This window comes from Methylophaga sp. UBA1464 (assembly GCF_002325665.1).
In the GTDB taxonomy this organism is placed as follows: Bacteria; Pseudomonadota; Gammaproteobacteria; order Nitrosococcales; family Methylophagaceae; genus Methylophaga.
The window spans coordinates 3,519-8,157 of sequence record NZ_DCSO01000103.1; the positions used below are offsets into that span (position 1 = coordinate 3,519).

5 protein-coding genes and 1 pseudogene are annotated in these 4,639 nt (G+C 47.2%); 1 reads left to right on the forward strand and 5 read right to left on the reverse strand.

Going from position 1 to position 4,639, the window contains the following annotated elements; translation table 11 throughout:
• The coding region (locus B3O33_RS13990; protein ID WP_292363844.1) for a helix-turn-helix domain-containing protein at positions 1–231 on the forward strand (231 nt) is incomplete at its 5' end.
• Here the strand turns inward: B3O33_RS13990 and trpC are convergent.
• From trpC to B3O33_RS14015, 5 genes and pseudogenes are all read right to left on the reverse strand, one after another.
• Positions 211–1,008, reverse strand: a pseudogene (gene trpC, locus B3O33_RS13995) (indole-3-glycerol phosphate synthase TrpC). The gene B3O33_RS13990 and the pseudogene trpC overlap by 21 nt on opposite strands.
• 10 nt (positions 1,009–1,018) lie before the next feature.
• The gene (trpD, locus tag B3O33_RS14000) at positions 1,019–2,047 is read right to left on the reverse strand and encodes an anthranilate phosphoribosyltransferase (protein WP_292359859.1); all 1,029 of its coding nucleotides are present in this window, start codon (positions 2,045–2,047) and stop codon (positions 1,019–1,021) included.
• On the reverse strand, positions 2,040–2,627 hold the full coding sequence (locus tag B3O33_RS14005; protein WP_292359857.1) for an aminodeoxychorismate/anthranilate synthase component II: 588 nt from the start codon (positions 2,625–2,627) through the stop codon (positions 2,040–2,042). Before B3O33_RS14005 ends, trpD begins: the two co-directional genes overlap by 8 nt.
• A gap of 15 nt (positions 2,628–2,642) precedes the next feature.
• A complete protein-coding gene (gene trpE / locus B3O33_RS14010) occupies positions 2,643–4,136 on the reverse strand; it encodes an anthranilate synthase component I (RefSeq protein WP_292359855.1) in 1,494 nt (497 codons plus the stop codon).
• Positions 4,137–4,145: 9 nt separating this feature from the next.
• On the reverse strand, positions 4,146–4,639 hold a 494-nt coding region (locus B3O33_RS14015), incomplete at its 5' end, for a phosphoglycolate phosphatase (RefSeq protein WP_292363845.1).

Consider the following 4,639-nt stretch of genomic DNA (forward strand, 5'->3'; position numbering starts at 1 on the left):
GCCTTGAAAGATCTGGCGGGACAGCCTGATGCCATGCGTCATGAACATGGCCGTCAAATCAAAATCACCCGTCAGGAAGTCAGTCGCATTGTGGGCTGTTCGCGAGAAATGGTCGGTCGGGTGCTTAAAGAATTGCAGGAACGCGGTGTCTTATGGGCTCATGGTAAAACCATGGTGCTATTTGATGAAGAGCATCGCGGCGTTAATGCATTAATTAAAAAGGTTGGCTAGGGCTTCACCCGGTTCATCTGCGCGCATAAAGGCTTCACCCACCAAAAAGCCATTTACTCCGTGCTCACGCATCAAAGCCACATCTGCCTTGCCAAGGATGCCGCTCTCGGTGATCACAATGGTCTCATCCGGAATAAAGTTGAGCAATTTAATAGTGGTCTCTAGCGAGGTTTCAAATGTATGTAAATCCCGGTTATTAATGCCGATTAAGGGCAGATTCAATACCAGTGCCCGATGTAATTATTCTTCGTTATGAACTTCAACCAGCACATCCATATCCAGCAGAATGGCCAACTGACTCAACTGTTCCAGTTGATCATCATCCAAAGCAGCGACAATCAGTAAAATACAATCCGCACCAATCGCTCTGGCTTCAAATACCTGGTAGGGGTCGATAATAAAATCTTTACGAATAACGGGTAACTGACAGGCCGTTCGCGCCTGTTTGAGATAATCCTCGTGGCCCTGGAAAAAATCCCGATCGGTCAAAACGGATAAACAGGCTGCGCCACCATTTTCATAAGATAACGCAATTTCGGCCGGTTTGAAGTCAGCCCGCAGAACACCTTTACTGGGCGAGGCTTTTTTTATTTCGGCAATAACGGCACTTTGTCCCGCAGCCAGTTTACGTTCAATGGCTTCGACAAAGCCGCGGACCGGGTCAGCATTTTCGGCGAGTTGCTGCAACAGATTAATTGGCAAATGTTTACTGCGTTCAGCAATTTCCTGTTGTTTGCGTTGCAGAATTTTTTTCAGAATATCGGGTGTGTCAGTCATAAACGATCTTTTAAAGTTGGCTGCAGGTGATGAGTGCATCTAGTTTTTGGTGGGCAATACCATTATCGATAAAGTGTTTTGCCTGACGAACGCCTTCAGCAAGGCTGTCAGCCAGATCTGCTGTGTAAATGGCAGCGCCGGCATTCAGCACGACAATATCGCGTGCCGGACCGGGCTCACCGGCAAACACGCGTTTGATAATATCGAGACTTTGCTGTGCATTGGAGACCGTCAGCTGGCTGATATCGGTACGTTGCATGACAAAATCTTCGGGCTTGATAGTGTAGGTGGAAATGACGCCATCTTTGAGTTCAGCGACAAAGGTGTCTGCACCAATACTGATCTCATCCATACCGTCTTCGGCATGCACCACCATTACATGTTTACTGCCCAGTTTTTGTAAAACCTGAGCGATAGGTTCAACCCATTTTTTATCAAACACGCCCATCACCTGATGTTTGGCTTTGGCAGGGTTGGTTAGTGGGCCGAGTAAATTGAAAATGGTGCGTACACCCATTTCACGGCGAGGTCCGACAGTATGTTTCATTGCACCATGATGGCGTTGGGCAAACATAAAACCAACGCCTGTGGTTTCAACGCAATGCGCAACCTGCTCAGGTGTTAATTCCAGATTGACACCGGCCGTTTCCAGTACATCGGCACTGCCGGAAGTACTGCTGACTGAACGATTGCCATGTTTTGCAACTTTGGCACCCGCCGCAGCTACCACAAAGGCACTGGCGGTTGAAACATTAAAACTGCTGGCACCATCTCCACCTGTTCCACAGGTATCAATGACATGTTCACCGGTCACGTTTACTGGCGTGGCTAATTCACGCATCACGGATGCCGCTGCGGCAATTTCAGTAATGGTTTCGCCTTTCATCTGTAAGCCAATTAAAAAGCCACCAATCTGCGCGTCTGTGGCTTTACCGGTCATGATCATTCGCATTGCTGCGGTCATTTGCTGCTCGGACAAATGCTGATGCTGGGTAATAAGTTTTATTGCGGCCTGCATCGTGAACTCAGTATCAACCATGATGTTCATCCAGAAAATTTTTCAATAATTGATGGCCCTGTTCGGTCAGAATGGACTCAGGATGAAACTGCACTCCCTCAATTGGCAGGGTTTTATGCCGGACACCCATGATTTCATCTATGCTGCCATCGGGATTTTCGGTCCAGGCTGTCACCTCAAAACAGTCAGGCAGCGTTTCTTTTTTGATGACCAGAGAGTGATAACGAGTAGCCTGCAACGGATTATTCAGTCCCTGAAACACACCGACATTTTTATGATGTACCGGGGAAGTTTTACCATGCATGATTTCCCGTGCATGGATCACTTCACCACCAAAGGCCTGTCCAATGGCCTGATGTCCGAGACAGACTCCTAAAATGGGTTTTTTTCCGGCGAAATGATGAATAACATCCAGTGAAATGCCCGCTTCATTAGGGGTGCATGGACCTGGCGAAATCACAATAAGCTCAGGGTCAAGTGTTTCTATGTCGTTAATCGTCAGCTTGTCATTACGCTGTACTTCCACCTCAGCACCCAGTTCAGCAAAATACTGCACCAGGTTGTAGGTGAACGAATCATAGTTATCAATCATTAACAGCATAGTCGGTCCTGTTATTTATTCAGTCGGTTTTGGCGGCTCAAGACCCGCCTCTGCCATGGCAACCGCCTTGAATATTGCACGGGCTTTATTCATGGTTTCTTCCCATTCCATTTCCGGAACTGAGTCATAGACGATTCCAGCACCGGCTTGAATGTGCAGTTGTTTATCCTTGATGACGGCGGTGCGGATGGCGATTGCCGTATCCATATTGCCTGCCCAGGACAGATAACCGATTGCCCCCGCATAAACCCCGCGTTTTACCGGCTCGAATTCATCGATTATTTCCATTGCCCTTACTTTCGGTGCACCACTGACCGTTCCGGCAGGGAAGGTGGCTCGGAGGGCGTCCATTGCGGTCATCCCCGGTAATACCTGCCCAGTGACATTGGAAACAATATGCATGACATGCGAATAACGTTCTATTACCATTTTGTCGGTCAGTTTGACGGTACCGGTCTGACTGACACGACCTACATCATTGCGTCCGAGATCAATCAGCATTAAATGTTCAGCCAGCTCTTTCGGATCGTTGAGCAGTTCCTGTTCCAAGGCTTTGTCCTGCTCAGCGTTAGCACCACGACGACGTGTACCGGCAATCGGGCGAACCGTTACCTCATTGTCTTCCATGCGTACCAGAATTTCCGGAGAAGATCCGACAATATGGAAGTCCTCAAGATTCAGGTAATACATATACGGTGATGGATTCAACGTGCGCAAGGCACGGTATAAATCGATCTCCGCAGCATGAAACGGTACAGACAGACGTTGTGACAAGACAACCTGCATGATGTCGCCATCATTTATATATTGTTTGGCCTTGCTGACGGCTTCAATAAAACCATCATGGGTAAAACCGGAAACAAAATCCTGTTCTGAAACCGCATTTTGAGGCCGTTTCTCACTGAACTTGGGAGTGGATTCACGAAGTTTGCGAATCAGTTGATCCAAACGTTCCTGCGCTTTGTCGTAGGCATCAGGAAGCGTTGGATCAGCGTGTACGATCAAAAACAGCCGCCCACTGAGATTATCAAACACCACTAATTCGTCAGACACCATCAGCAGCACATCAGGACAACCCAATGGATCATTCTGCGGTGCATCCCCTAAACGAGTTTCAACATAACGGACTGTGTCATAACCGAAATAGCCAACCAGTCCACCATTAAATTTAGGCAGATGCTCCAGTGAGGGAACATGAAACTTCGACTGAAACTCGGCAATCCATGTTAAGGGATCTTCATGTTGTATCTCATTTATCAGCACATCACGCTGATAGACTTTGATTTGATCACCAAAGACTTTAATCACTGATTCGCAGGGCAGACCAATAATCGAATAACGACCCCATTTTTCGCCCCCATGAACGGACTCAAAGAGATAGGAATAGGGTGCATCTGCCAGTTTAAGATAAGTGCTTAATGGCGTATCTAAATCAGCGAGTACTTCGCGATAGAGAGGGATGCGGTTATAGCCTTCACTGGCCAGTTGGTCGAATTGTGCCTGTTTCATGTCCGGCTTCTAAAAAAGAGTATTTAACTCGGCAAAACTATCAATAACCGCGTCTGGATTAGCAGAGCGGATATCATTCCCGTGGTTGTAACCATAACTCATACAAACAATCTGAAAACCTGCGGCGCGCGATGCTTTGACATCACTTACCGAGTCGCCAATCATCAATGCTCTTCGTGGCTCGATGTTAAAATAACTGGCGGCATAAAGCAGTGGTGCAGGATCCGGTTTTTTCTGCGGTAAGGTATCACCGCTGACAACCAGTTCAAAATAATCATGGATCCCCAGATTATTTAATATCGGTAAAGTAAATTGTTCATCTTTATTTGTTACACAGCCCAGATGTATGCCTTGTTGTTTTAACCATTGCAATCCCTGTTCTACAGCAGGGTATAACTGACTGCGTTTGCTGGTGTTCTCGGCATACAATTCCATAAAGATGGGTGCGGCTTTAGCATAAAGTGCTTCTGCCGGTTCACCATCCAACTGATTTATCAGGGCGC

Coding starts and splice junctions, on each gene's coding strand:
- trpD (WP_292359859.1), bottom strand. CDS start 2,047: ATGGTTGATACTGAGTTCACGATGCAGGCCGCAATAAAACTTATTACC.
- B3O33_RS14005 (WP_292359857.1), bottom strand. CDS start 2,627: ATGCTGTTAATGATTGATAACTATGATTCGTTCACCTACAACCTGGTG.
- trpE (WP_292359855.1), bottom strand. CDS start 4,136: ATGAAACAGGCACAATTCGACCAACTGGCCAGTGAAGGCTATAACCGC.